The organism is Hamadaea flava (assembly GCF_024172085.1).
In the GTDB taxonomy this organism is placed as follows: domain Bacteria; phylum Actinomycetota; class Actinomycetes; order Mycobacteriales; family Micromonosporaceae; genus Hamadaea; species Hamadaea flava.
In genome coordinates this window covers 8,383,418-8,406,771 of record NZ_JAMZDZ010000001.1, presented here as the reverse complement: position 1 = coordinate 8,406,771, position 23,354 = coordinate 8,383,418, and the positions used below count along the sequence as shown (strand labels likewise).

The 23,354-nt window shown below is 69.4% G+C and carries 28 protein-coding genes; 16 read left to right on the top strand and 12 right to left on the bottom strand.

What is annotated here, in order from left to right; genetic code table 11:
- Window positions 1–55: 55 nt before the first annotated feature.
- Window positions 56–817: a hypothetical protein gene (locus HDA40_RS39265; protein WP_253763151.1), complete on the bottom strand. Its 762-nt coding sequence runs from the start codon at window positions 815–817 to the stop codon at window positions 56–58.
- Between the two features lie 327 nt (window positions 818–1,144).
- On the opposite strand from HDA40_RS39265, the gene HDA40_RS39260 reads away from it, so the two are divergent.
- Window positions 1,145–1,615, top strand: a complete 471-nt coding sequence (locus HDA40_RS39260; RefSeq protein ID WP_253763150.1) for an Rv0361 family membrane protein — start codon at window positions 1,145–1,147, stop codon at window positions 1,613–1,615.
- A gap of 160 nt (window positions 1,616–1,775) precedes the next feature.
- Window positions 1,776–2,231 (top strand): ester cyclase, encoded by a 456-nt coding sequence (locus tag HDA40_RS39255; RefSeq protein WP_253763149.1) that lies wholly within the window; start codon window positions 1,776–1,778, stop codon window positions 2,229–2,231.
- Window positions 2,232–2,256: 25 nt separating this feature from the next.
- Here HDA40_RS39255 and HDA40_RS39250 read toward each other — a convergent pair whose 3' ends face one another.
- Window positions 2,257–3,159, bottom strand: a complete 903-nt coding sequence (locus HDA40_RS39250) for an ornithine cyclodeaminase family protein (RefSeq protein WP_253763148.1) — start codon at window positions 3,157–3,159, stop codon at window positions 2,257–2,259.
- On the bottom strand, window positions 3,156–3,899 hold the full coding sequence (locus HDA40_RS39245) for an IclR family transcriptional regulator (RefSeq protein ID WP_253763147.1): 744 nt from the start codon (window positions 3,897–3,899) through the stop codon (window positions 3,156–3,158). Before HDA40_RS39245 ends, HDA40_RS39250 begins: the two co-directional genes overlap by 4 nt.
- Window positions 3,900–3,993: 94 nt before the next feature.
- Here HDA40_RS39245 and HDA40_RS39240 point away from each other — a divergent pair, with 94 nt between their 5' ends.
- From HDA40_RS39240 to HDA40_RS39230, 3 genes are all read left to right on the top strand, one after another.
- Window positions 3,994–5,292 (top strand): amidohydrolase family protein, encoded by a 1,299-nt coding sequence (locus HDA40_RS39240; RefSeq protein WP_253763146.1) that lies wholly within the window; start codon window positions 3,994–3,996, stop codon window positions 5,290–5,292.
- Window positions 5,289–6,353: a dipeptidase gene (locus tag HDA40_RS39235; RefSeq protein ID WP_253763145.1), complete on the top strand. Its 1,065-nt coding sequence runs from the start codon at window positions 5,289–5,291 to the stop codon at window positions 6,351–6,353. Before HDA40_RS39240 ends, HDA40_RS39235 begins: the two co-directional genes overlap by 4 nt.
- Window positions 6,354–6,502: 149 nt before the next feature.
- Entirely contained in the window at window positions 6,503–7,045 is a 543-nt protein-coding gene (locus HDA40_RS39230) for a hypothetical protein (protein ID WP_253763144.1), read from the top strand.
- Window positions 7,046–7,095: 50 nt separating this feature from the next.
- On the opposite strand, the gene HDA40_RS39225 is transcribed toward HDA40_RS39230, so the two are convergent.
- Window positions 7,096–7,701 carry a ClpP family protease gene (locus HDA40_RS39225; RefSeq protein ID WP_253763143.1) on the bottom strand — a complete coding sequence of 202 codons (606 nt, stop codon included), beginning with the start codon at window positions 7,699–7,701 and terminating at the stop codon, window positions 7,096–7,098.
- Complete coding sequence (locus HDA40_RS39220) at window positions 7,698–8,330, bottom strand: ClpP family protease (RefSeq protein ID WP_253763142.1); 633 nt, start codon at window positions 8,328–8,330, stop codon at window positions 7,698–7,700. Before HDA40_RS39220 ends, HDA40_RS39225 begins: the two co-directional genes overlap by 4 nt.
- A 153-nt stretch (window positions 8,331–8,483) precedes the next feature.
- On the opposite strand from HDA40_RS39220, the gene HDA40_RS39215 reads away from it, so the two are divergent.
- Window positions 8,484–8,852: a helix-turn-helix domain-containing protein gene (locus tag HDA40_RS39215; protein ID WP_253763141.1), complete on the top strand. Its 369-nt coding sequence runs from the start codon at window positions 8,484–8,486 to the stop codon at window positions 8,850–8,852.
- Between the two features lie 89 nt (window positions 8,853–8,941).
- The gene (locus tag HDA40_RS39210; protein WP_253763140.1) at window positions 8,942–9,739 is read left to right on the top strand and encodes a hypothetical protein; all 798 of its coding nucleotides are present in this window, start codon (window positions 8,942–8,944) and stop codon (window positions 9,737–9,739) included.
- On the opposite strand, the gene infA is transcribed toward HDA40_RS39210, so the two are convergent.
- The 4 genes from infA to HDA40_RS39190 form a co-directional block, all read right to left on the bottom strand.
- On the bottom strand, window positions 9,736–9,960 hold the full coding sequence (infA, locus tag HDA40_RS39205; protein WP_253763139.1) for a translation initiation factor IF-1: 225 nt from the start codon (window positions 9,958–9,960) through the stop codon (window positions 9,736–9,738). The two genes, HDA40_RS39210 and infA, sit on opposite strands and share 4 nt — an antisense overlap.
- Before the next feature lie 60 nt (window positions 9,961–10,020).
- Window positions 10,021–10,803 (bottom strand): GNAT family N-acetyltransferase, encoded by a 783-nt coding sequence (locus HDA40_RS39200; protein WP_253763138.1) that lies wholly within the window; start codon window positions 10,801–10,803, stop codon window positions 10,021–10,023.
- Window positions 10,804–10,996: 193 nt separating this feature from the next.
- Window positions 10,997–11,335: a TfoX/Sxy family protein gene (locus HDA40_RS39195; RefSeq protein WP_253763137.1), complete on the bottom strand. Its 339-nt coding sequence runs from the start codon at window positions 11,333–11,335 to the stop codon at window positions 10,997–10,999.
- A gap of 30 nt (window positions 11,336–11,365) precedes the next feature.
- Window positions 11,366–11,875: a DUF2231 domain-containing protein gene (locus HDA40_RS39190; RefSeq protein ID WP_253763136.1), complete on the bottom strand. Its 510-nt coding sequence runs from the start codon at window positions 11,873–11,875 to the stop codon at window positions 11,366–11,368.
- A gap of 141 nt (window positions 11,876–12,016) precedes the next feature.
- Between HDA40_RS39190 and HDA40_RS39185 the strand changes: the two genes are divergently transcribed.
- Both HDA40_RS39185 and HDA40_RS39180 read left to right on the top strand, forming a co-directional pair.
- On the top strand, window positions 12,017–12,562 hold the full coding sequence (locus HDA40_RS39185; RefSeq protein WP_253763135.1) for a phosphoribosyltransferase: 546 nt from the start codon (window positions 12,017–12,019) through the stop codon (window positions 12,560–12,562).
- Window positions 12,563–12,628: 66 nt separating this feature from the next.
- Window positions 12,629–13,621, top strand: a complete 993-nt coding sequence (locus HDA40_RS39180; protein ID WP_253763134.1) for a hypothetical protein — start codon at window positions 12,629–12,631, stop codon at window positions 13,619–13,621.
- A gap of 57 nt (window positions 13,622–13,678) precedes the next feature.
- Here HDA40_RS39180 and HDA40_RS39175 read toward each other — a convergent pair whose 3' ends face one another.
- Genes HDA40_RS39175 through HDA40_RS39165 form a run of 3 tightly spaced genes read right to left on the bottom strand, consistent with a single transcriptional unit; the run spans window position 13,679 to window position 16,092 of the window.
- Window positions 13,679–14,752, bottom strand: coding sequence for a LacI family DNA-binding transcriptional regulator (locus HDA40_RS39175; protein WP_253763133.1), 1,074 nt, complete (start codon window positions 14,750–14,752; stop codon window positions 13,679–13,681).
- A 40-nt stretch (window positions 14,753–14,792) separates the two neighbouring features.
- On the bottom strand, window positions 14,793–15,125 hold the full coding sequence (locus tag HDA40_RS39170; RefSeq protein WP_253763132.1) for a hypothetical protein: 333 nt from the start codon (window positions 15,123–15,125) through the stop codon (window positions 14,793–14,795).
- A 4-nt stretch (window positions 15,126–15,129) separates the two neighbouring features.
- On the bottom strand, window positions 15,130–16,092 hold the full coding sequence (locus HDA40_RS39165) for a DUF6772 family protein (RefSeq protein ID WP_253763131.1): 963 nt from the start codon (window positions 16,090–16,092) through the stop codon (window positions 15,130–15,132).
- A 330-nt stretch (window positions 16,093–16,422) separates the two neighbouring features.
- On the opposite strand from HDA40_RS39165, the gene nikB reads away from it, so the two are divergent.
- From nikB to HDA40_RS39130, 7 genes are read left to right on the top strand one after another with little or no spacing between them, the layout of a single operon-like run.
- Complete coding sequence (gene nikB, locus HDA40_RS39160) at window positions 16,423–17,346, top strand: nickel ABC transporter permease (protein ID WP_253763130.1); 924 nt, start codon at window positions 16,423–16,425, stop codon at window positions 17,344–17,346.
- 2 nt (window positions 17,347–17,348) lie between these two features.
- The gene (locus HDA40_RS39155) at window positions 17,349–18,266 is read left to right on the top strand and encodes an ABC transporter permease (RefSeq protein WP_253763129.1); all 918 of its coding nucleotides are present in this window, start codon (window positions 17,349–17,351) and stop codon (window positions 18,264–18,266) included.
- A complete protein-coding gene (locus HDA40_RS39150; protein ID WP_253763128.1) occupies window positions 18,266–19,279 on the top strand; it encodes an ABC transporter ATP-binding protein in 1,014 nt (337 codons plus the stop codon). Before HDA40_RS39155 ends, HDA40_RS39150 begins: the two co-directional genes overlap by 1 nt.
- Entirely contained in the window at window positions 19,251–20,258 is a 1,008-nt protein-coding gene (locus HDA40_RS39145; protein WP_253763951.1) for an ABC transporter ATP-binding protein, read from the top strand. The genes HDA40_RS39150 and HDA40_RS39145 overlap by 29 nt, the downstream gene beginning before the upstream one ends.
- Window positions 20,255–20,884 (top strand): histidine phosphatase family protein, encoded by a 630-nt coding sequence (locus HDA40_RS39140; RefSeq protein ID WP_253763127.1) that lies wholly within the window; start codon window positions 20,255–20,257, stop codon window positions 20,882–20,884. Before HDA40_RS39145 ends, HDA40_RS39140 begins: the two co-directional genes overlap by 4 nt.
- A gap of 38 nt (window positions 20,885–20,922) precedes the next feature.
- Window positions 20,923–21,717 carry an endonuclease/exonuclease/phosphatase family protein gene (locus HDA40_RS39135; RefSeq protein WP_253763126.1) on the top strand — a complete coding sequence of 265 codons (795 nt, stop codon included), beginning with the start codon at window positions 20,923–20,925 and terminating at the stop codon, window positions 21,715–21,717.
- 59 nt (window positions 21,718–21,776) lie between these two features.
- Window positions 21,777–23,291 carry an ABC transporter substrate-binding protein gene (locus HDA40_RS39130; protein WP_253763125.1) on the top strand — a complete coding sequence of 505 codons (1,515 nt, stop codon included), beginning with the start codon at window positions 21,777–21,779 and terminating at the stop codon, window positions 23,289–23,291.
- Window positions 23,292–23,354: the final 63 nt, after the last annotated feature.

The following is a 23,354-nucleotide window of genomic DNA, read 5'->3' as shown; positions in this document are numbered from 1 at the left end:
CCACGAATCGAGGGCCGCACCGGTCGGTGCGGCCCTCGGCGATTCGCGGGGTGGGTCAGTGCTTGGCGGTCGCGTTCACAGTCTTGACCACTGCGGTGGCGTTGCCCTGGTGCTTGGCGTAGGCGTCGGGGAACGCGGAGCCCTGCACGGTCTGGGCGGCGACGGTGATCGGCATCTGCTGCCAGCCGTCGACGTGCTGGAGGGCCCGATAGAAACTCTTGGCCGACTCCGACGGGTTCATGATGGACTTCACGGTGCCCCAGCCGGTCGTGTAGCGCTGCTGGAACAGGCCGACCGAATCGTAGTCGGAGCCGGTGCCCTGGTGGGTGTACTTGAGGGACTCGGGCACGACGTAGCTGGCCCGGTTGTACAAGTTGGACTCCTGCATCGCGGTGGAGACCGCCACGATCTGACCCCGCTCGGAGATGCCGAGGTCCTGGCCCGCCTTGACGATCAGGGCGGCGTTCTTCATCTGGGTCTTGTCCAGGCCGGCGACCGGTTCGGTGTTGAGGATGGCTTCGGTCTTCGCCTTGGCGGACTTCGCCGTCGTGGTGGACGCCGCTGCGGCACGGTCGGCGGTGAGGTTGTCGGTCCGGTGGGTCAAAGCCTGGGTGACCGCGGCCGCTGCGGCGCCGGTCGGGGTGGCGGCGGCGCCGTTGTCGTGGCCCGCGGCAAGGAGGAGAGCGCCGGTCCCGACGGCCGCGACCAGGCCGTACGTCGCGGCGCGACGCGGGGTGAGGAGGTGGGCACGGACGAAGTTGACTACCTGGCCACGAATCGCGCGGCGCTTGGCGTTGACGTCGTTGTCGTAGCGCATGCACCCACCGTAGGAAGCCCTCCCGGCGGTTGCTACCGACCAGTAATGGCGCGGGTCACTGTGGCGCAGTCCGAGTTCGGTATCGATGGAACGGCATGGCAGTCGGCCCCAAAACGGGCAGGCACCCCGTGAACCTCTGAACGGCCCCAGATGTCCTCAAGTGGGCAGTAATCCGGTGGACAGCCGGGCCGACACCTCGTAATCCAGACAGCCTTGATCACCTGCGCGATGTGGCCGGGAGCACGGTGACCCCTCTAACATCCACAGTAGACTGTTCCCGTCCCGGGTAGCCCAGGACGGGTGGCTCGCGCCTCCTATGGTGTGATCATGACGATTCCGCAGGCGCCCTACACCCCTCCGCCACCGGCTAAGAAGGGCCTCTTCACCCTGCCGCGCGTCTTGATCGGCGTCGGCCTGGTCCTGGCGCTCTGCTGCGGCGGTCTCGCCTTCGGCGGCTACAAGCTGTTCGACACGGTCAAGGACGCCCTCGCCCCCGCCCGGGACGCCGCCGTCGCGTTCCTCGACGAGGTGGAAGACGGCGACGACGCCGGGGCGTACGCCATGTTCTGCGAGGACATGCAGGCGACGGCCACCCAGAGCCAGTTCACCGCGGGCGTGGAACAACGCGGGCGGACCAAGGATCACAAGATCACCGGCGTTTCCGTGAGCACGGTCAACGGCGTGTCCACGGGGACCGTGACCGCGACCCTGACCGAGGCGGGCGGCGGCACCCGGCAGACCGTGATCGTGATGGCCAAGGAAGCGGGCACCTGGAAGGTGTGCAGCAACCCGTTCTGATTTGCGCCCCGCCGCGCCGGTCATCCCGGTTGCCGGCGGGCGCCGTCCCGGGCCGGCTCAAGGACCTGCCAAAGGTCCCTTGACGGGCCGCCGCAACCGGGCTGAGCTGGAGGTATGGCGTCCTCAACGCGGACGCCGGCAGAGCGTGAGGGGGCACGCGATGGATCACAAGGACATCGTCCGGAACCTGACCGACGAACTCTGGAACAAGGGCAACCTGGAGATCTGCGACGACGTGTACACGAGCAACTGTTCGTTCCACGACCCGAGCTTCCCGATCGACGGCATCGCCGGCATGAAGCAACAGGTCGCCGAGTTGCGCACGGCACAGCCGGATCTGCACATGGACGTCCAGGAAGTGCTGATGGACGGCGACCTGACCTGCGCCCGCTGGACGTGCGGCGGCACCGCCCGCAACGAGTTCCGGGGCATCCCGCCGACCGGCAAGAGCTACGTGATGACCGGTCTGATCATGGACAAGTGGGAAGGCGACCGGATCGTCGAGGAGTGGGTCAACTACGACCTGCTGGGCGCGCTGACGCAGCTCGGCGTGATCCCGTCGATGGAAGAGGTGGCGAAGTCCGGCAGCCGGCACGAGTCCGGCCTGGCGATGTGAGCGGCCACCCTGGATGGTGAGGCCGTCAGCCACCCGCGTACGCGACGACGGCGGCGGCCACGTCGAGCGCTCCGTGCCCGGTCGACTTGAACACCGTGAGTTCGTCGTCGACCGGCGGGTGATCACCGGCGAGCACGGAGCCGAGCAGGACCACCCGATCCGGGTCTACGCCCTGCAGCTCGTACGCGCCGGCGGGCGGGGCCGAGGTGGCGGCACCCGCCCATTCGGCGTACAGCCGGCCGTCGCGGACGGTGTCGGCGTCCAACTCGTGCCCGTGGGAGCCGCCCACCGAGCTGACATGGGCGCCCGGCGCCAGCCACGACCGGCGCAGTACGGGTTCCCGGGCGCCGGTGCAGCAGAACACGGCGTCGGCGGTGCGTACGGCGTCCTCGATGGATGCCGCCGTGGCATCGGGGTGCCGGTGGGCCAGGTCGCGGGCGCGAGCGGCGTCGCGTCCGGCCACGACGACCGGGATGTGTGGTTCGACGGCGGCCAGCATGGCGAGCTGAGCGCTCGCCTGTACGCCGGTGCCGACGATCGCTATGCGACCCGGCGGGCGGGCGCGTACGCGCAGGCTGAGCGTCGCCGACGCGGCCGTGCGTACGGCGGTCAAGGGTTCGGCGTCGAGCACCGCCAGCGGCTGTCCGTCGTGCTCGTCGAACAGCGCCACGAGACCCAGATGCCGGCTGCGGCCGGGGTGCTCGGGGTCGCCGAAGACCGAGACGAGTTTGGCGGCGAGCCCGAGTCCGGGCACGTACGCGGGCATCGCGCCGAGCAGGCCGGCCGGGGCCAGGGCGGCGATCCGAGGAGGGGCGGACACGCCGCCGCGACTGAGGGCGATCAGCGCGACGGCGACGGCGTCGAGCACCCGGGGCAGGTCGAGCGCGGCTCGGGTCTGCGCCTTGTCGAGGACCACCAGGTCGCTCATCGGTCCGCCACCTCTCCGAAGACCTCGGAGACCCGGGCGGTCGCCGCAGTGAGGTCCAGCCGCAGCTGCCGCAGCCGGGACGGGGTGAATTCGGCGTCCGGGCCGACGACGGTCACCGCGCAGAGGGGCCGCCCGTTGGCGGCGACGACGGCTCGGCTGATCGACGCGATCAGCTTGTCGTTGCGCCCGCGTTCCACGGCGAACCCGTCGGCGCGTACGCGCTCCAGGTCGGCGATCAAGTCGGCCCGGTCATGGCCTTGTTCCTGGGCGACGGCCAGGTATGGATCGCGGGCCGGGCCGTCGAGCGCGGCGACGAGGGCGAGCGGGCCGGCGAACCGGTGCACCGGCAGGTGCTCGCCGAGCAGGTCGCTGATCATGTCGAGCCGGGTGGGCCGCACGACGTCGATCACCCGGGATCGGTCGGCCGCCAGGACTTGCAGGTTGACCATCATCTCGGTACGCGTCGCGAGGTCGGCCAGGACGGGCCGGCACAAGGCGGTCAGCGAGTGATCGGCCGCGGCAGCGGACAGGCCGATCGCGGACGGACCGGGCAGGTAGTGCTCGCCGACGCGCATGACCCAGCCCCGGCGGACCAGGTCGAGCAGGACGCGATAGGCGGTCGCTCGATGCAGTCCGGCGGCCTGGGCCAGGTCGGCCAGCCGTTGCGGCCGGTCGGCGCGCGCGACCGCCTCGACGAGGTCCAGCGCCTTGTCGACCGCGGAGCTGGCGGATCTCGGCACGGGCGGCCTCCTGCGGTACAGTGCACGATGTTGCGTTAAACGATACACATGTTACGTCTGTTGTAACATGGCTGCCGCATCAAGGAGTCAGTCGATGGACGAGCCAGCGCCGACCCCGTACGCCCCACCGGCCACCGGTTCGGTGACCGTCTATCGCGGCGCCACTCTGATCGACGGCACCGAGAACGCGCCGCGCCCGCGTACCACCGTGGTCGTCGACGGCGAGACGATCACGCGGGTCGGCCCGGACGAGCAGGTCGAGACGCCGGAGGGCGCGCAGGTCGTCGACCTGGCGGGCCGGTTCGTGGTGCCCGGCCTCATCGACTCGCATCAGCACCTCGCGACCCCGCCCAACCGGCCGGTCGCCGAGGCGGCCCTGCGCCGCCAGCTCTACAGCGGCATCACCGCGATCCGGGACATGGCCGACGACCTGCGCCAGGTCGGCGACTTGGCCCGCGCGACCCGCGTCGGCGAGATCGCCGGGCCGGACATCCACTACGCGGCGCTCATGGCCGGTCCCGGCTTCTTCGACGACCCGCGGACCTGGCAGGTCTCCCAGGGCGAGACCCCCGGCCAAGTCCCGTGGATGCAGGCGATCGACGAAAGCACCGACCTCCCGCTCGCCGTCGCGATGGCGCGCGGCACGCACGCCACCGCCATCAAGGTGTACGCGGACCTGCCGGGTCACACCGTGGCGGCCATCGTCGCCGAGGCGCGCCGCCAGGGGATCATGGTGTGGGCACACGCCGCGGTCTTCCCGGCGAGCCCGGCCGAGGTCGTGGCGGCCGGCGTCGACGCCGTCTCCCATGTGACGCTGCTGGCGCAGCAGACCGCCGACGAGCCGCTGTCGTCCTACAAGACCAAGCCGGTGCTCGACCTCGACCGGCTGGCCCGCGACGGCGACCCGCGCCTCGACGCCCTGTACGCGACGATGCGCGAACACGGCACGATCCTCGACGCGACCGCCGGGATGTGGCTGTGGCTGGCCGATCAGGCCGAGGACACCGAAGGCAAGGAGCGGGCGCTGGCCAACGACCGGCTGTCCGCCAAGCTGACCGGCGACGCCTTCCGGGCCGGGGTGCCGATCAGCACCGGAACGGACTACGAGACCGAACCGTCGCAGCCCCTTCCGGCCCTGCACAGCGAATTGGCGTACCTGGTGAAGCGGTGCGGGATCCCGGCGGCCGACGTGATCCGCAGCGCCACCGCGATCGGCGCGGCGAGCCTCGGCGCGGCCGACGTCATGGGCACCGTCGAGGCGGGCAAGCTCGCCGACTTCGTCGTCCTCGCCGCCGACCCGATCGCCGACATCGACAACCTCGGTCGCGTCGTCTGCACGGTCAAGCGGGGCCGCCGCTTCGACCGCGCCGAGTACGAGGGGGCTCCCGCATGACCACGGGCATGATCATCAACGCGCTCGGCATCCTCGACAACCCGAACGCGCCGCATTCGCTGGCCGCCGCGCACAAGCTGGTGCAGGACAGCGAAGACCTGACGGTCGACGAGCGGACGATCGCCGACGCGCACGACTCCGGCCTGACCGCCGTCACCATCACACTCGGCTACACGATCGGCGACGCCGAGCCGTACGCGCACACGCTGCGCGAGATCGAGGTCTGGGACCGGATCATCGCCGAGCACTCGGACGACCTCGTCAAGGTGCTGACCCCGGACGACATCCGCGCGGCCCACCGAGACGGACGGATCGGCGTCGTCTACGGCTTCCAGAACGCGGTCGCCCTCGACTACGACCTCAGCCGCGTCCACCAGTTCCGCGATCTCGGCGTACGCGTCATCCAGCTGACCTACAACCAGGCCAACGAACTCGGCGACGGTGCGATGGCCCCGGACAACCGCGGGCTCACCCCGTTCGGGCGGGAAGCCGTCGAAGCCCTGTGCGACAGCCGCATCATGGTCGACCTGTCGCACAGCGGCGAGAACACCTGCCTGGACGCGATCCGGCTCGCGAAGCTGCCGGTGTCGATCAACCACACCGGCTGCCGGGCGCTGGTCGACCTGCCCCGCAACAAGACGGACGAGGAACTGCGGCTGGTCGCCGAGTCCGGCGGGTTCGTCGGGATCTACTTCATGCCGTTCGTCCACCCGACCGGCCATGCCCGCGCCGCGGACGTCGTCGAGCACATCGTGCACGCCGTGAACGTGTGCGGAGAAGAGCACGTCGGCATCGGCACCGACGGCTCCGTCACGTCGATCGACGACCTCGACGCGTACCAGTCGCGGCTGGCCGAGCATGTCGCGCAACGGAAAGCGGCCGGGGTCGGCGCGGCCGGGGAACGGGCCGACACCTACCCGTTCGTCGTCGACCTGCGCGGCGTCGGCCAGTTCCGCCGGCTCATCGAACTGCTGGCCCAGCGCGGTTTCTCCGACGAACGGATCGACAAGATCATGGGTCGCAACTTCCTCGCGTACGCCGACCGCGTCTGGACCGCTTGAGCCACGAAAGCGTCACCCGACCGGGCCCGTCAGCCGCTGGATGTCACGGGCGTGACACGTAAACGTCGGCAATTGTCGTGTTGACGCGAATTGCGGCCTCCGGCAGGATGACGCCGGAAGATCACACGGCTGCGTTGGAGGTATCTCGCATGCGCCATCTGTGGAGTCTGCTCGCCGGGGTGGTGATCGCCCCGCTCGGCTGGGCGGCCGTGGCGTACGGCCAGGCAGTCATGAAAGACCTAACCGCCGGCGGCTCGCTGGCGGGTCACACGAGCACGCTGGCGCTTGCCGGCACCGCGTTCGTGGGCGTCGGGGTCGTCGTCGGCCTGATCGCCTGCCTGCGGATCTCGCCGGTGGGGCCGCTCGTCGTCGCGCTGTTCTACCTGGGCAGCACCGCGTTGCTGGTGTTCGCCCCGAAGACTGGCCTCGACGCGTTCGACCGCGTCCGCAACGGCTTGTTCGGCTACGACGTGTCCCTGCTGGGCCCCTTGACCTCGGGCGTCATCGCGGTGCTCGGCGGCGTCCTGCTGATGGCCGTGTTCAGCGGTTCGCGCTGGCGGGGCAAGCAGGACCCGGACGAGACAGCGTCGTCGTCCAGCGACTGGACGTCGAGCACCAGCAGCACCGGCACGTTCGCCGACCTCGTGTCCTCCGGCGCGGGCAACACCTCCACCTGGGGTGGCACGCGCTGAACCACGCGGTCGGGGCGGCCGGGAGGATCGCACCTCCCGGCCGCCCCGCCTCAGGCGGCTACGGCCAGTTGCCGTTCCTCGATCACCACGTCGATGAGACCGTACTGCTGTGCACCGGCGGCCGTGAACACGCGGTCGTGGTCGGTGTCGGCGCGCAGCGTCGCGGGGCTCTGCCCGGTGTGCCGGGAGAGGATATCCTCGATGTCGGCCCGGACGCGGACCACTTCGTCCGCCTGCAGGATCAGGTCCGGGATGGCGCCACGCCCCTGCGCCGCGGGTTGGTGAAGCACGATGCGGGCATGCGGCAGCGCGGCGCGTTTGCCCGGCGCGCCGGCCGCGAGCAGCACCGCCCCGACGGCGATGGCCTGCCCGATACAGATCGTCGCTACCCGAGGTCGGATGTAGCGGATCGTGTCGTACACGGCGAGCATCGCGCTGGGGTCGCCGCCCTCGCAGTTGATGTAGAGCTGGATCTCGCGCTCAGGATTGTCCGCCTCCAGGTGCAGCAGTTGTGCCACCAGGGCGTTCGCGACGCCCGCGTCGATCGCCGTGCCGAGATAGACGATTCGCTCGGTCAGCAGATGCGAGTAGACGTCCATGATGCGTTCGCCCCGCGGGTGCTGGGCGATGACGTTGGGGATCATGTAGCTGCTCATCGGGAGGCACCTTCCTCGAACGCGCCCAGGCCCACGTAGCGGCGGCGCCCCTGCGGTGCGACCTGGTCGAACGTCTCCACGATCGCGTCGATGAATCCGTACTCCAACGCCTCCTGGGCGGTGTACCAGCGATCGTGCAGCGAGTCTTCGAAAACCCGCTCGACGGGTTGGCCGGTGTCTTCGGAGATCAACCCGAGCACGGTGTCGCGCGTATGCCGGAGATCGTTGGCCTGCAACTCGACGTCGACCGCCGACCCTGCGATGCCCGCCGAGCCCTGATGCATGAGCACCCGGGCGTGCGGCATCGCCCGCCGCTTGCCGCGAGTCCCGGCCGAGAGCAGGAATTGGCCGGCGCTGTAGGCGATGCCCAGCGCCAGCGTGGACACGTCGCACGGAACGAGCCGCATGACGTCCCGGATCGCGAGCATCGACGGCACCGATCCGCCGGGCGAGTGGATCCACAGCGCGATGTCGGTGGTCGGATCCGCCATCGCCAAGGTGATCAACTGCGTCGTCAGCAACGTGCCATTGTCGTCGTCCAGTGATCCGTCGAGCACGAGGACGCGGTGTTCGTAGAGTTCACGCCGCACGCGTTCGGTCATCTGCGGAGGCTTCTGTTCATCGCTCATGCACCCACCCTGCCTGCGGGCGGCGGCCGCGTACCGCACTATCTGCCGTCGGCAGATCCACTCACAGCAGCGAAAACGGCGACCCGGCACGGCGGCTGTCTGCTGTGAGCGGAGAAGCCCGTTGTCGGCGGCCTGGTCGCCTTACCATGAGACGTGGCTCAGACATCCCTGACGTACGACCCCTCCCCCGACGGTGCGCGGGAGCCGTCTACTCGACCGCGCCAGGCCGGACGGCGTGACCGCGAGCCCTTGTGGCGCCACGTACTCGGCGACCATCTCCGTTCTCTTCGGCAAGAACGTGGGGAGACTCTGGCCGAGACAGCCGGACGGGCGGGGGTGTCGCCCCAGTACCTCTCCGAGATGGAACGTGGCATCAAGGAACCGTCCAGCGAGATGATCGCCGCCGTCGCCGGAGCACTGGACTCGACCCTCGTGGACGTGGCGTCCGCCATCGCGGAGAACCTGCGGAGCAGCCTTCCCGCCGGACCCACCTGCCGCACGGCGTACGCGCTCGCCGCCTGAGCTGAGCAAACGCTCCGCCCTCAACCGGACCCCTATGGCCGAGTCGCGAACGTGCTAGCCTCCGTCGTCGCTGGAGCGGAGAGGCGCAGATGAATGTTCGCCAGGCCATCACGGTGGTGGCAGCAGGTGCCCTGCTCGGTGCCGGAATCGGTGCCGCGCCGGCGTACGCCGATGACGTCGATCTGAAGGCGATCCCGGCGACCGCCTCCGGAAAGTCCGGCGGGGATGTCACGGTGACCATCGCCTTCGAGGCGTCCGCACCCATCTCGGGAACGCCGCCGGTGGTGCAACTGGATGTCGCGTTCCCGGCGGGCGTGCCGATCAAGGTCTACCCGTCACCGTGCAAATACTGGGGCACGTTCAAAGCGCGCTGCCAACTGGACTCCGTGACGCAGGGCCGCCACGAACTGACGTTCCAGGTCGTCATGCTGGCCACCCCGACCTCGACCGGCAGCAGCAAGCTGACGATCATGGCGGCCGGTTACACGGAGCCGAACCACAACAACAACACCGCCCCCATAACGCTGAGAGTGACAGCGTCCGGATCGAGCTCGCCGTCGGCGGCACGGTCGGCGACGGCTTCGGCAAAGGCCACGCCGAAGTCCTCGAAGCGCAGCGGTACGCCGAGCGCGGCTCCTACGGAAGACGGCGTGCTGCCGACGGAGGCGGTCGGGGCGGTGGCCGATGGCCAGACCACGACCACCGTCGACGCGGCGGCGGTCGCCGAAAACGAGGACTCGGACTCGCTGCCCGTCCTCATCTTCGGCGGCGCCGGGGCGTTGGTCGTCGTCGGTGGTCTACTCCTCTGGCTGGTTCTTCGCCGTCGCAACGACGACGAAGACGAGGAGGACGACGACGAGTACGACCGTTATCGGGCCCGCTACTAGTTGCGGTAGCGGAACAGGATCCGGCCTCGGCTGAGGTCATACGGGCTCAGCTCGACGAGCACCCGGTCGAACGGCAGGATCTTGATGTAGTTCTTGCGGATCTTCCCGCTGATGTGCGCCAGGACCTTGTGCCCGTTGCTCAGTTCCACGGTGAAGTTCGCGTTGCGCAGACACTCGAGGACTACGCCTTCCATTTCGATGCCTTTGGCTACTCTAGGCATGATCGACTCTCCTGTCGGTAGTGGTGCAGGGGCATGTGCAGGGCGGTGGAGCTGTCGTCGTCAGCGGCACACCAGCTCGAGGTTGCGGCCGACCCGAGTGGCCCCGAGGCTCTCGAACAACGTCATCGCGGCGAGATTGCGGTCATCGACCTCGGCACTTGCGGAATGGATGCCGACGCGGTGCAGCGAATCCAGCACGTGGGCCAGCAGCGCCCGGGCGATGCCCCGCCGTTGCTGGTCGGCGCGTACGGCGATCAGGCCGATCCGCGGCTGCCGGGGAATCTGCGCCAGTCGGATCAGTCCGACGTACCGATCGGCCTGCGCGGCCACCGCGTACTTCGCCGGGTCCACGACCGTCGCATCGTCCAGCCGGACCAGGACCTCGGCCGGCATCGTGTGCCAGCCGGCACTCGCTTCCACCTCGGCTCGGATCGCCCGGTCCAGCTCGCGCAGCGGGTCCCGCTCCGCCCGCCCGACGCCGATGATCTTCACCTCCGGCGGCGGCGTGGCGTGATGCGGCCCACTGGGCAGCAGAAGTTCCCATTCGCGACGGCCGGTCGAAAAGCCGGCCCGGTCCCACTGGGCTCTCAGAGCGTGGTCGGTCTCGTCGACGATCGTGAAGAGCGGCTTCGGCAGGCCGGCGAGCATCGCCTGGGCGAGCTGATCGAAGACCGCGTCGTGCCACGCGTCGATGCTGAGGAAGAGCCGCCCGTCGGGTCTCGGCGAGGCTTCGCCCCGGCCCACGACCTCGTCGTCCGCCAAGGCATGCCAGTGCCGGTCGGAGATCCGCATGATCTGCGCTGTGGGTTCGCCGGCATTGCGGGCGAAATGCGTTGGGTACATAGGTTCGTCCTTTCGGAGACGCCTGATCGCAAGCGCTCCCGGCGACACCTATGTCAGTCGCCCGACCGTGACGGTTGGGGGAGCACCCGCATGGATGCAGTGTTCATGGGGGCTCACCTCCTTAGTTGACTCACGGCCTGGTGCACGCTACCAGATCCGGCCGTCCCACCGCCAAGCGACTGTGTCCGGCGCCCTATCGCCGCGACGCCTTCCGGGCGCGCGCGGCGACGAGTCCGCGACGCACCCATCGTTCGAGGGCGGCGTCGTCCGCGCAGACTGAGGAGTCCACCCGAACCCAGCCGCGCATCTCCCGCCCGCCCATCACGGCGACCTCAGTCCCGGGCTCGGCGAGCGCCGCCTCGGCCTGGTCACCGGCCACGTTGACGAGCAGGCCGCCGTGCGTACTCACGGCCAGCGCCAGCTTGCCGTCCACGAGCGTGGCCAGGCCGCCGAACATCCGTTTCTCCGACCAGCCCGGCTCACTCTGCGCGAATTCGCGGACGCGTTCGGCCAGATCCTTGTCGTACGCCATGAGCCCATCATCGCAGCGGCCACCGACAGATCAGTGGCGTACGTGGGCGGGCGTGTGCCCAGCCGGCATGTGTGAGAGGGAGCTCGGCGAGTCGGCGTTCGCGCCCTCGTCGACCCCGACGCCGAGCCGCTCGACCAGCTCCCCGCCGAGCCAGCCGGTGAATCCGGCCAAGGCGAGTCCGGCGAAGCTGAACACCATTGCCAATACACCCGGCTGCCACTGGTCGCCACCGGTACGCAGCAGCCAGCTCACCGCGAACAAGGCGACCACCAGAACGTTGCCGAGCCCGTGGACCGCCCCGATCCGCTTCGCCCGGGTGCCGGACTCGATGCCGGTCCAGTCGATCAGCCCGAACACCGCCGCGATCAGTCCGCCGACGATGCCTCCGGCCATCGCGTACGCCGCGGCGAGCGCGAAGCTGGGTCGATCACTGAACAGATAGATGATGTCGAAAATGACAGCCGTGCTCAGCAGTCCGAGCGGGAACACGATGAGAAGCGGATGAACCGCGTGTCCCATGATCTTGGCGCGGCTTTGCATCGAACCCACCTCCGAACCGGTGTGACGTGTCCGACCAGCCAAAACTACCCCGCCCGGCCCCCTCTACACCCCATGGAGCGCTGGACACATGGGCTCAGAATCCGGTGGACGAAGTCTCCGGCAGGCAGTCATGATCTGGTCGTGGACGGGTCTGCGGTGGCGGCGGCGCGCCGAGCGTTGCTGGAGCACTTCCGATGGCAGGACGGGCACGCCGACATGTGGCGGGTGTTTCGCGACCCGGCAGCTCTGGCAGCCGTGGTAGGCGGACTGGCGGCGCCCTTCCGCGACCGCGGTGTGACCGCGGTGCTCGGGGTCGAGTCGCGCGGCTTCCTTCTGGGAGCGGCCGTCGCCGTCGAGTTGGGCGCCGGGTTTGTCGCCGTACGCAAGCCCGGGGCGTTGTTCCCCGGTCCGAAGCTGACCGCCGCCACCGGGCCTGACTACCGCGGCAATCGTCACGAGCTGCTTCTGCGGCGCGACAGCCTCGGCCCGGACGACATCGCTGTCCTCGTCGACGACTGGGCCGAAACCGGCAGCCAGGCCCTCGCGGTGCGTGACCTCGCCCGAGCGCTGGGCGCGAACCTCGTCGGCCTTTCGCTGATGGTGGATCAGCTGTCCGACGCCACCCGACAGCTGCTGCCGCCGGTGTCCGCATTGGTCCAGGCCGCGGAACTGCCGCTGACGCAGTGATGGTGTGCGTGCCGGAGTGTGGCCGGGCTGTAGCTCCGTTGTAGACACTGGGAGCACGATGGCCGCATGTCCGCTTCTGCTCCGGTCCGGCTCGCGGTCGCGGCCGCCGCGCTGGCCGTCACGTTCGCGTACCCGGTCCCGGCGCACGCGGCCGACCGCGTCCTACGGGTCTACAACAACAACATCGAGAACCTGGTGGTCAACAACGCGGACGGGTCGTGCACCCGGATCTCCGGCCCCGACCAGCTCACCTCGATGCTCGTCGACGACGCCGGGCAGACCGGCACCAGCGGGGTGAAGGCTCCCGACGTCCTGATCGTTCAGCAGGTGCGCGGCACCGGCCAGGCCAGCGCGTACGCCGATCAGCTGTCGGCCAAGTTCGGGCTCGCGGCGGGCACGTTCAAGGCGATCGTGGTCTGGGACGACCCGGAGCCGTGGGGTTCCACGCACAACTGCAGCGACCAGTCGCTGGGCGATCTGAAGAAGAAGCAGACCAACGCCATCGTCTACAACTCGGCGCGGCTCACGCTGACGGATGTGTCCAAGTACTGGAGCGCCGGCTGGCTGAAGCCCGGCACGGCGTACGCCGGTGGGGCCGGGTGCACGCTCTACAAGCCGCCGAACGCCGACGACGGCAGCACCTACGCGTACAAGTGGAAGCGCACGAGTGCGATCGCCGCGCGATTCACCCTGAAGGACACGGGAACCAGCGTTTTCGTGGCCACGATGCACCTGCCGCAGGAGAACCGGCAGAACGCCTGCGCGGGCGACGGCGACACGGGCCTCGGCGGCACGGGCATTCACCTCGGGGCGGACGCGATCACGCTGCTGCACGCCTCGACGATCCGGATCGTCGGCATCGACGCGAACCGCACCGGGATTCCGGCGAGCACCATGAGCGGCTACGGGATGACCGGGTACGGCACCGGCGCGACCAACGGATCGAGCAAGATCGACTACCTGTTCGTCCGGGGTACGGTGCAGTCGTCGCCGGTCGGGCACACCGTGACCTCGACCAAGTCCAACCACAAGGCGCTCTACGGCTTCATCACCTACTGAGCGCCTTCACCTGCTGAGCGCCTTCATCTGCTGAGCGCCTTCATCTGCTGAGCGCCTTCATCTGCTGAGTGCCGCGAGGCCGCGGACCGCACGGGCGGTGGACGCCCGCTCGACCAGCTCCGGCGCGATGAGCTGCTTGAGCGGGCGTCCGCTGTGCGCGCCGGTGATCTCCTCGACGAGCAGGTCGACGGCGATGGTGCCGACCTGCTCGGCGGGCAGCCGGACGGTGGTCAGCGCGGGTGACAGGAACCCGGCGAACGGGTAGTCGCCGAAGCCGATCACCATCATGTCGTCCGGGACGGTGAGCCCGTGCTCCTCGAGCGCGCGGTAGAGGCCGAGCGCGAAGTAGTCGTTGCCGACGATGACGGCGTCCGGCAGTTTGGCGCGCCGCAGCAGCTTGCGAGCCACCTGGTACGCCTGTTCGGCCTGCCACGGCAGAGCGGCCTGGTCGTAGCGGGGGGTGGGGACGGAGATGACGCTGCCGCGCGGCATCGGCAGTCCGGCTTCGGTCATCGCCCGGCGGAACCCGGCGATGCGGTGCGCGATCGTCGTGATCGGCAGGTCTTCCTCGAGCACGACGATCGACCGCGCACCACGCAGGACCGCGTGCGCGGTGGCCCGATAGCCGCCCAGCTCGTTGTCGGTCCCGACGAAGCGGAAGCCGAGTTCCGGCAGATCCCGGTTGAGCAGGACGGTGGGTACGCCCGCCGCGCCGAGCCGTCGCCAGGGATCGGCGCTGACCTGGACCGGGACGACGATCGCGCCGCTGACCGAGGACCGCAGCAGCGACTCGGCGGCCCGCATCTCGTTGTCGGCCGACTCGTCGGTCACGACGAGCAGCAGCGAATAGTCGTGCCGGCGGGCGCGTACCTCGACAGTGGAGATCAGCTGGGCGTAGAACGGGTTGGACGGGTTGGTGATGACCAGCCCGATGGTGGTGGCCGAGCCCAGGACGAGGGACCGCGCCAGGGCGTTGGGGACGTAGCCGACCCGTTCGGCCTCGGCCTGGACCAACGCCCTGGTGCTGTCGCTGATGCCGTCCTTGCCGGAAAGGGCGCGCGAGACGGTGTTGACCGAGAGGTTCAACGTCGCGGCGATGTCCCGCAGCGTGTGCCGGCGGGGCTCTGCCATCCGCGTGCCTTTCTCTTGCTCGTACGCCGGTGCCGGTCGCTCAGCTCTTCGCCGTGAGATAGATGCGCAAGGTCGCGGACGGATCGTCGCCCGTCACGGTCCCCCGCATCCGCAGCCATTGACCGAAATGGCTGACCGGCCAGGCTACCAGACCGGGACCGGCGATCTCGTGCTCCGCTCCGTCCAGGTCACACCAGGTCAGACCGTCGGGTGAGATCTGGGTGACCATCCGGACGACGGCGCCCGACGACACGCCGAGCGCGTTGACGAACCAGCGCGCCTCACCCGCCCAGGCGGCCTCGTAGGGCTCGGTGGCGAAGTCGCCGGTGAACGTGGTGTCCCGTTCCAGGACCGCTGTCAATGCCTGCCGCATGGCGTCACCACTCCGTGGAGATGAGTACGGAATCCAGGAAGAGGAAGTTGCGGACGCCGGAGTGGGTCCGCACCGAGAAGTAGAAGTTCAGCAGGTTCTCCAAGGAGTCGTAGCGCTCCTCGTAGGGCGGAACCGGCAGCGCGGACATGTCGTAGATCCGGTCGTTGAACTGCAGTTCGACGTTGCGCCGCGCGGAGGTGTCGATCACCCAGCGCAGGTAGTGCCAGTTGACCTTGGTCGGCACCTCGTTGTAGCAGAGCTCCTGCGGCTCGCCGAACGGCTTCCAGTCCTCCGGGTTCGGTGCGGTGAAGTCCGCGGCGTACGCGAGTTTGATCTTGCCTTCGAGATGTTCGCGCGGGGTGGGCTCGGGAACGGTCGGGTACACCCATTGCCGGGCGAGGTTGTTGTCCAATGTGGTGTTCAGGTAGCGGGCCACGGTGTGGTAGCGCAGGCCGCCGTCGCCACAGAGGTCGGTCGCCACGGTGAAGCAGCCGAACTGGGCCTCCGACGGATGCAGGTTGCCGTCCCAGGTCACGTCGCCGAACTGGTCCTGGCCCTCGCCGCCGAGGGTCGCCTCCGACTTGAACGTCAGGTACGCCTCGATCTGCAGCAGGCCACGGCCGCTCATGGTCAGCCGCCGGATGGCGGTCGCGGTGTGCCCGGTGTACGGGCGGGTCGCCAGCTTGAGCGCGTACGAACCGCTCATGGCGCCGTGTGTGCCGGTGTCGAAGAACGTGCAGTTCGACAGCTGCGGCGGACGGAAGTCTCGCATGTGGTCGTCGACTGTGGACAGGTCACCGACTCCGTTGTAGTTGCCGATCAGCTCGGTCCAGCCGTGCGTACCGGTGTTGAAGTCGTCGTGGACGAGGATCCGGCGAAGTGGGGAGAACTTCGACAGCCGGGGGTCGGCCGAGACGATCGCGTCGCGAAGGGCGGCGGCCGTGTCCGGCCGCTCCGATGTGGTCATGCCACGCTCCTGAAAAGGGGTTGGGCGGCGTCGTGGCCGGAACGTTAACGTTAATGTTCGCCGAGTGTCAAGGCACCGAAACATGCTCTTGACGACTGATGTTGCGCCGCCTAGCATCGGGCGGCAGTCACATTAACGTTAATGTAACGCCACTGAGACGCCGTGCGCGTGCCGCGGATTCGGTCGGCCCGACGGCCGGCGTACCACTGCCTGGAGCCCCCGCTCCCCTCCCGACTCCCGGAATCCCTCGATGCCACGCACCCCCGGCGTGGCCCCAGCTGGAGTGCCTGCGATGTCGACACCCCCCGGCCGATCCCGATCGGTCCCCTCATGACGGCGTACCTGGTGCGCCGCCTGCTGTTCGCCGTCTTCGTCCTCTGGGGCGCGGTCACCGTCGTCTTCCTGGTGCTGCGCCTGGTCCCCGGCGATCCGGCCCAGCTGATCCTGGGCTCCGACGCCACCCAGGACGAACTGGCGCAGCTCCGCGAGCAGATGGGCCTCGACCGCCCGCTCGTCGTGCAGTACGGCAAGTACCTCGCCGACGTGGCCACCTTGGACTTCGGCGACTCCTACCGCTATCACCGCGACGCGATGGGCCTGGTGCTGGACCGGTTCCCGGCCACCCTGCAGCTGGCCGCCGTCGCGATGGTCATCGGGCTGGTGCTCGGCATCTCCCTCGGCGTGGTGGCCGCCCTGCGGGTCAACCGGTTCGCCGACCGGGTGGTGTCGGTGTTCGCGCTGCTATCGCAGTCGATGCCGTCGTTCTGGATCGGCATCGTGTTCATCCTCGTCTTCGCCCGGCAGCTGCACTGGCTGGCCAGCGGCGGCCAGGGCGGGCTCGACCGGATGATCCTGCCCGGCATCACGCTCGCCCTGCCGTTCGTGGCGATCCTCATCCGGCTGACTCGCAGCGGCCTGCTCGACGTGGTCCACGAGAACTACATCCAGACCGCACGGGCCAAGGGCCTGTCCGAACGGGTCGTCATCTTCCCGCACGCCATCCGCAACGCGCTGATCCCCATCGTGACCGTCGCCGGTCTGGAGTTCGGCAAGCTGCTGGGCGGCGCGGTGATCGTCGAGACCGTCTTCGCGTGGCCCGGCGTGGGACGGCTGCTGATCGACTCGATCTCCGCCCGTGACTACAACGTCGTGCAGGCCGCGATCCTGCTGATCGCCGGCGGCTTCGTCCTCATCAACCTGATCGTCGACGTGCTGTACGGCTACCTCGACCCGCGCATCCGACTGGGACGGTGACCATGGAAACCACCACGGACCGCGCCTCGCTGCCGCGGCAGCCGGGATCCAAGCCCCCGGAGCCGGCCGCAGCGCCCAAGGCCCGGACGAAACTCGGCCGGCCCCGCATCATCGGCGCCCTGACCGTCATCGCCCTCTACGTGATCGCCGCCGTCGTCGGCCCGATCCTGCTGCACTACGACCCGGTCGCCACCGACCTCGGCGTACGCCTGAAGCCGCCCGGCACCCGGCTGCCCGATGGCAGCGTGGCGATCTTCGGCACCGATCAGGTCGGCCAGGACATCTTCGCCCAGATGCTCCAGGGCGCCCGGGTGTCCATCACGGTCGGCCTGGCGACGCTGGTACTGGCCGGACTCATCGGCATCGCCGCCGGGGTCGTGGCCGGATACTTCGGCGGCTGGCTCGACGCCGTCCTGATGCGACTGGCCGACGTGCAGCTCACCTTCCCGTCCCTGCTGCTCGCGGTGTTCATCGCGGCGATACTCGGCCCGAGCGTGGTCAACGTCGTCATCGTGCTGGCGATCTCCAACTGGGTCACCTTCGCCCGGGTCACCCGGAGCCAGGTGCTGGCCATCCAGCGCCGCGACTTCGTCGACGCCACCCGGACGCTGGGCGCGCGTACCTGGCATCTGATCACCCGCAGCATCCTGCCGTCGGCGGCGGCGCCCATCCTCGTCGTCGCCACCGTCGAACTGGGACACGTCATCCTCGCCGAGGCGTCGCTGTCGTTCCTCGGGCTCGGCAGCCCGGCCAGCACCCCGAGCTGGGGCGTGACCATCGCGCACGGCCGCGACTACCTGTCCAACGCCTGGTGGATCTCCACCATCCCGGGCATCGGCCTGGCCCTGCTCGTCATCAGCTTCGGCGTCCTCGGCGACGCGCTGCGCGACCGCTTCGACCCCCGCCTGAGGAGCCTGTGATGGAGTCGCTGCTACAGGTGCGGGACCTGACCGTCCAATTCCGTACGCGCGCCGGTGTCATCACCGCCGTGGACAGCGTCGGCTTCGACCTCGCCGAGGGCGAGACGCTGGCCGTGCTCGGCGAGACCGGCAGCGGCAAGAGCGTCACCGCGCAGGCGCTGATGGGGCTCGTGCCCCGCCCCGCCGGCCGGATCACCGGCGGCAGCATCCGCTACGACGGCGCCGATCTGCTGACGCGTACGCCGAAGGAGAACCGCCGGCTCAACGGGACCGAGCTGGCGATGGTCTTCCAAGACCCGCTCAGCTCGCTGAACCCGGTGTTCCGCGTCGGCGCCCAGATCGGTGAGCTGTTCCGCCGCCGCGAGGGCGCGTCGCGGGCCGACGCCCGGCGCAAGGCCATCGAGCTGATGGACCGCGTCGGCATCCCGGGCGCGGCCGGGCGGGTCGACGACTACCCGCATCAGTTCTCCGGTGGCATGCGTCAACGAGTCATGATCGCCATGGCGCTGGCGTTGCGGCCCCGCATCCTCATCGCCGACGAGCCCACCACCGCCCTGGACGTCACCGTGCAGGCGCAGATCATGGCGTTGCTGGCCGAGCTGAAGGCCGAGCAGCGGATGGCGATGATCCTCATCAGCCACGATCTCGGCGTCGTCGCCGGGGTCGCCGACCGGGTCATGCTGATGTACGCCGGCCGGGTCGTGGAGACCGGGAAGCTGCGCCAGGTCTACGAAACCGTGGCGCACCCCTACACCCGGGGTCTGATGGCGTCGATCCCCGAACTCGACGGCCCCCGGCAACGGCTGGTGCCCATCCCCGGCGCCCCACCGGATCTGACCCGGCTGCCTACCGGCTGCGCCTTCCACCCGCGGTGTGCGTACGCGACCGACGTCTGCAGCACCGACCGGCCCGAGCTGGCCACCGCCACCACACCCGAAGACACCCATCTGTCCGCCTGCCACCACGCGAAGGAGGTGATCGGTGATGGCGTCCCCGCTGCTGGCGGTGCATGACCTGCACACAAGCTTCCCGATCCGCTCAGCCCTGCTGCGCCGCCGCGTGGGCAGCGTCCAAGCCGTCTCCGGAGTCTCGTTCGAGCTGCCCGCCGGGCAGACCCTCGGCCTGGTCGGCGAGTCCGGCTCCGGCAAGACGACGCTCGCCCGGACCGTCATCGGTCTGGAACGACCGGCGTCCGGCGAAGTCCGGTTCGACGGGCGCGACCTGGTCACCCTGCCCGCCGGCGAACTGCGCGAGATCCGCCGCCAGATCCAGATGATCTTCCAGGACCCGTACGCGTCGCTGAACCCACGCCTGACGGTCGAGGAGATCATCAGCGAGGCGTGGCGCATCAACCCCGGCGTCGTCCCCCGCGACCGCTGGCGCACCGAGGTACGCGATCTGCTGGAACGAGTCGGGTTGAACCCCGATCACGCCGATCGGTATCCGCACCAGTTCTCCGGCGGCCAGCGCCAGCGCGTCGGCATCGCCCGCGCATTGGCGTTGCGACCGCGCCTGGTGGTCTGCGACGAAGCAGTGTCCGCATTGGATGTATCGGTGCAGGCGCAGGTGCTGAACCTGCTCGTGGACCTGCAGACCGACCTCGGCCTGAGCTACCTGTTCATCGCCCACGACCTGTCGGTGGTACGCCACATCAGCGACCAGGTGGCGGTGATGTACCTCGGCAAAGTCGTCGAGATCGGGGCGGCCGACCAGATCTTCGCCGCCCCCGTGCACCCGTATACGCAGGCGTTGTTGTCGGCCGTCCCGGTCGCCCGGCCCTGGGCCGCGACCCGGCCGGAGCAGATCCTGCTCACCGGCGACATCCCGTCCCCGGTCGACCCGCCGTCCGGCTGCCGGTTCCGCACCCGCTGCTGGAAGGCGCAGGAACTCTGCGCCACCGAGGAACCGGCGCTGATCGAACGCATCGGCGAACACCCGGCCGCCTGCCACTTCCCCGAACCCGCCCCGGCTACCCAGGAGGTGATCGCATGAGCGGCGTACGCCTCGTCCTCGTCCGGCACGGCGAGTCGCACTGGAACGTCGAGGAGCGTTATCAGGGCCAGGCCGACTCCGGCCTCACCCCGGCCGGGATCGAGCAGGCCGCGGTCGCCGCGATCGAGCTGCGCCGCCGGTTCGGCGAGGCCGACCTGGTGGTCACCAGCGACCTGCCCCGAGCCCGGGACACCGCGTACGCGTACACGCGGAATGTGCTCGTGGACCCCCGGCTGCGCGAGGTGGACGTCGGCAGCTGGACCGGCCGGACCTTCACCGACGTCGCAGCCGACCATCCGGCGGATGTCGCGACGGCCGCCGAAGGCGTCGACGTACGCCGTGGCGGCGGCGAGACGTTCGCCGAGGTACGCGAGCGGGTGTGGGCGGCGCTGACCGAGGCCGCGGACCGCGCGGGCGACGGCGCGACGGTCGTCCTGTTCACCCACGGCGGTGCGATCCGGGTCGCCGCCGCGGCGGCCCTGAGCCTGCCCGTTCCCGGCCACCACGACCTGGCGCCGCCGGTGAACACCTCGCTGACGGTGATCGCTTACGCCGCCGGGCGGAGCCGGTTGGCCGAGTACAACTCGCCGACCGCCCGTGAGGCCCGCAGCACCCGGGCCGACTGAAGCAGCACGGCACCAGACCCAACGCAGAGAGGACGAGCATGCTCACCGGGTCCTTCACCTTCGTGACCATGACCTACAACCTGTGGGGCGCCCATCACCTCACCGAACGGGAACCGGCCCTGACCGACCTGTTCACCACCCGCCCACCGGATCTGCTCGCCACCCAGGAGTTGCAGCCCCGGTCGCGGGACCTGCTCGACGCGGCGATGCCCGGCCACGACCGAGTGCACGACGACTTCCCCGGCTGGGGGACGCAGAGCAACCTCTGGTGGCGCCGCGACCTGTTCAGCCTGCTCGATCACGGCACCCAGGACGTGGGCATCCTGTCCCCCGACGCCCGCCTGTTCTGGGTACGCCTCCAGCCCGCGGCCGACGGCGCGCCACCGCTCCTCTTCTCCACCGCGCACCTGACCTGGCCAGGGCACGCGGACGAACAAGCTGACGGCGTCAACCGGCGCGCCCCGCAGGCCGAGCGGGTCGCCGACGCCCTCGGCGAACTGGCCGGGGACGGTCCCTGCCTGTTCACCGTCGACATCAACGACATCGGCGCACCGCTGTGGGCGCTGGGCAACGCGGGTTTCCTCGACTCGTTCACCGCCCTCGGCCGCACCTCCCCCGTCACCCATCCCGTCGAGCCCATGCCTTTCACGACGACCAGAGGCACCCGGCTGTCGCCGCTCGGGTCGCCGGCCAAGGCGATCGACTGGATCTTCGCGCGGGGACCGCTCGCCACGCGTACGAGCGAAGTCGTCGAGTTCTTCTCCGGCGGCAACGCCCCGTCGGACCACAAGCCCGTCGTCGCGACCTTCACCCTCCCCGCGACCCAGCCCTAGACCGTCCCGCGACCCACCCCAAGAGCTTCTCGTGACCCACCCCTAGAGAGGACACGCCCATGCTCGCCAGAGCCAAAGCCCGGGCCAGAGCCGTCAGCTGCCTCGCCGCCGCCGCGCTCGTGGTAGCCCTCGCGGCCTGCAGCTCCGCCGACGACACCGGCGGCGACAACCAGGTGCTGCGATTCGCCCCGCAGCTGTTCCCGGTGTCGCTGGACGTCCAGCAGTACCCGGCCGAGGAGGCCGTGCAGACCACCGTCCAGCAGGCGCTGGAGACCCTCACCGTGATGAAGGACGGCCAGCCCGCGCCCAAGCTGGCCACCAAGTGGGAGACGCCGGACACCGGCACGTGGGTCTTCCACCTGCGCGAAGGGGTCACGTTCAGCGACGGCACGCCGTTCACCGCCAAGGACGTCAAGCTGTCCGTCCAACGCCTCATCGGTCTCAAAGGCTCGCTCAACCCGCTGCTCGCGTCCATCACCGCCGTCGACGCGACGGACGACCACACCGTCACCTTCCACACCTCGGCCCCGCTGGGCACCCTGCCCAGCACCCTGTCACTGGTCTTCATCGGCCAGGGGGACAAGGTCGGCACGGACGCGTACTGGCAGAAGCCGGTCGGCACCGGGCCGTTCAAGGTCGACTCGTTCAACCCCGACGAGAAGGTGGTCCTGTCGCGCAACGACGGCTACTGGGGTGACAAGGCCAAGGTCGCCCGGCTGGAGATCTTGGACATGCCCGAGATCGCCGCGCGCATCACCGCGCTCGACAACAACGAGGTCGACGTCCTCACGGCCATCCCGCCGGACCAGGTCTCGGAGGTCCAGGGCACGGACGGCGCCAGCTACGGCACCGGTCCCAGCTTCAACTACTACTTCATCTGGTTCAACCAGAACAACAAGCCCTTCGACAACCTGAAGGTACGCCAGGCGCTGCTCCACTCTCTCGACATCAAGAGCGTCGTCGCGGGCCTGTTCGGAGACCTCGGCACGGTGGCGCAGTCGCCGGTGACCCAATCTGTGTTCGGCTCGACCCAGCTCACCCCGTACGCGTACGACCCGGACAAGGCCAAGCAACTGCTCGCCGAGGCCGGCTACCCCGGCGGCATCAGCGTGTCGATGCAGTGGCCGCTCGAAGGCGGGCCCAACATCCGGGCGATGGCCCAGGCGTTCATCTCCCAGTGGGCCAAGGCCGGGATCAAGGTGGAGCCGCTGGAGAAGGAGCGCGCCACCTGGCTCAAGGACTTCGGCGCGCTGAAGTGGGACCTGAACCTGCAGACCAACACGACCGGCACGGGTGACGCCGACTTCACCCTCAACCGGCTGTACACCTGCACCGCCAAGCGGATGGGTTACTGCAACAAGGATCTGGACGCGATCCTGGCCCAGGCGCGGGCGTCGTTGGACCAGAACGAACGCAAGACCCTGTACGCACAGGCCGACAAGATCCTGTGGGACGACGCGGTCGGGATCTTCCCGGTCGACCTGAAGAACAACTACGTGGTCCGCTCCGCCGTGAAGGGCTTCGAGATGCCCGTCAACGGCCGGCCGGACTTCTCGACGGTGTCCATCGGCTGACCGGCCGGCGGCTAGCCCATGGTGTCGCCACGGCGTCGGGACCCCATGGGCTGGCCGCCGTTC

Excerpts from the sequence above, each read along its gene's own strand:
- HDA40_RS39265 (WP_253763151.1), bottom strand. The coding sequence starts at position 817 with ATGCGCTACGACAACGACGTCAACGCCAAGCGCCGCGCGATTCGTGGC.
- HDA40_RS39260 (WP_253763150.1), top strand. The coding sequence starts at position 1,145 with ATGACGATTCCGCAGGCGCCCTACACCCCTCCGCCACCGGCTAAGAAG.
- HDA40_RS39255 (WP_253763149.1), top strand. The coding sequence starts at position 1,776 with ATGGATCACAAGGACATCGTCCGGAACCTGACCGACGAACTCTGGAAC.
- HDA40_RS39250 (WP_253763148.1), bottom strand. The coding sequence starts at position 3,159 with ATGAGCGACCTGGTGGTCCTCGACAAGGCGCAGACCCGAGCCGCGCTC.
- HDA40_RS39240 (WP_253763146.1), top strand. The coding sequence starts at position 3,994 with ATGGACGAGCCAGCGCCGACCCCGTACGCCCCACCGGCCACCGGTTCG.
- HDA40_RS39235 (WP_253763145.1), top strand. The coding sequence starts at position 5,289 with ATGACCACGGGCATGATCATCAACGCGCTCGGCATCCTCGACAACCCG.
- HDA40_RS39230 (WP_253763144.1), top strand. The coding sequence starts at position 6,503 with ATGCGCCATCTGTGGAGTCTGCTCGCCGGGGTGGTGATCGCCCCGCTC.
- HDA40_RS39225 (WP_253763143.1), bottom strand. The coding sequence starts at position 7,701 with ATGAGCAGCTACATGATCCCCAACGTCATCGCCCAGCACCCGCGGGGC.
- HDA40_RS39220 (WP_253763142.1), bottom strand. The coding sequence starts at position 8,330 with ATGAGCGATGAACAGAAGCCTCCGCAGATGACCGAACGCGTGCGGCGT.
- HDA40_RS39210 (WP_253763140.1), top strand. The coding sequence starts at position 8,942 with ATGAATGTTCGCCAGGCCATCACGGTGGTGGCAGCAGGTGCCCTGCTC.
- infA (WP_253763139.1), bottom strand. The coding sequence starts at position 9,960 with ATGCCTAGAGTAGCCAAAGGCATCGAAATGGAAGGCGTAGTCCTCGAG.
- HDA40_RS39200 (WP_253763138.1), bottom strand. The coding sequence starts at position 10,803 with ATGTACCCAACGCATTTCGCCCGCAATGCCGGCGAACCCACAGCGCAG.
- HDA40_RS39195 (WP_253763137.1), bottom strand. The coding sequence starts at position 11,335 with ATGGCGTACGACAAGGATCTGGCCGAACGCGTCCGCGAATTCGCGCAG.
- HDA40_RS39190 (WP_253763136.1), bottom strand. The coding sequence starts at position 11,875 with ATGCAAAGCCGCGCCAAGATCATGGGACACGCGGTTCATCCGCTTCTC.
- HDA40_RS39180 (WP_253763134.1), top strand. The coding sequence starts at position 12,629 with ATGTCCGCTTCTGCTCCGGTCCGGCTCGCGGTCGCGGCCGCCGCGCTG.
- HDA40_RS39175 (WP_253763133.1), bottom strand. The coding sequence starts at position 14,752 with ATGGCAGAGCCCCGCCGGCACACGCTGCGGGACATCGCCGCGACGTTG.
- HDA40_RS39170 (WP_253763132.1), bottom strand. The coding sequence starts at position 15,125 with ATGCGGCAGGCATTGACAGCGGTCCTGGAACGGGACACCACGTTCACC.
- HDA40_RS39165 (WP_253763131.1), bottom strand. The coding sequence starts at position 16,092 with ATGACCACATCGGAGCGGCCGGACACGGCCGCCGCCCTTCGCGACGCG.
- nikB (WP_253763130.1), top strand. The coding sequence starts at position 16,423 with ATGACGGCGTACCTGGTGCGCCGCCTGCTGTTCGCCGTCTTCGTCCTC.
- HDA40_RS39155 (WP_253763129.1), top strand. The coding sequence starts at position 17,349 with ATGGAAACCACCACGGACCGCGCCTCGCTGCCGCGGCAGCCGGGATCC.
- HDA40_RS39150 (WP_253763128.1), top strand. The coding sequence starts at position 18,266 with ATGGAGTCGCTGCTACAGGTGCGGGACCTGACCGTCCAATTCCGTACG.
- HDA40_RS39145 (WP_253763951.1), top strand. The coding sequence starts at position 19,251 with ATGGCGTCCCCGCTGCTGGCGGTGCATGACCTGCACACAAGCTTCCCG.
- HDA40_RS39140 (WP_253763127.1), top strand. The coding sequence starts at position 20,255 with ATGAGCGGCGTACGCCTCGTCCTCGTCCGGCACGGCGAGTCGCACTGG.
- HDA40_RS39135 (WP_253763126.1), top strand. The coding sequence starts at position 20,923 with ATGCTCACCGGGTCCTTCACCTTCGTGACCATGACCTACAACCTGTGG.
- HDA40_RS39130 (WP_253763125.1), top strand. The coding sequence starts at position 21,777 with ATGCTCGCCAGAGCCAAAGCCCGGGCCAGAGCCGTCAGCTGCCTCGCC.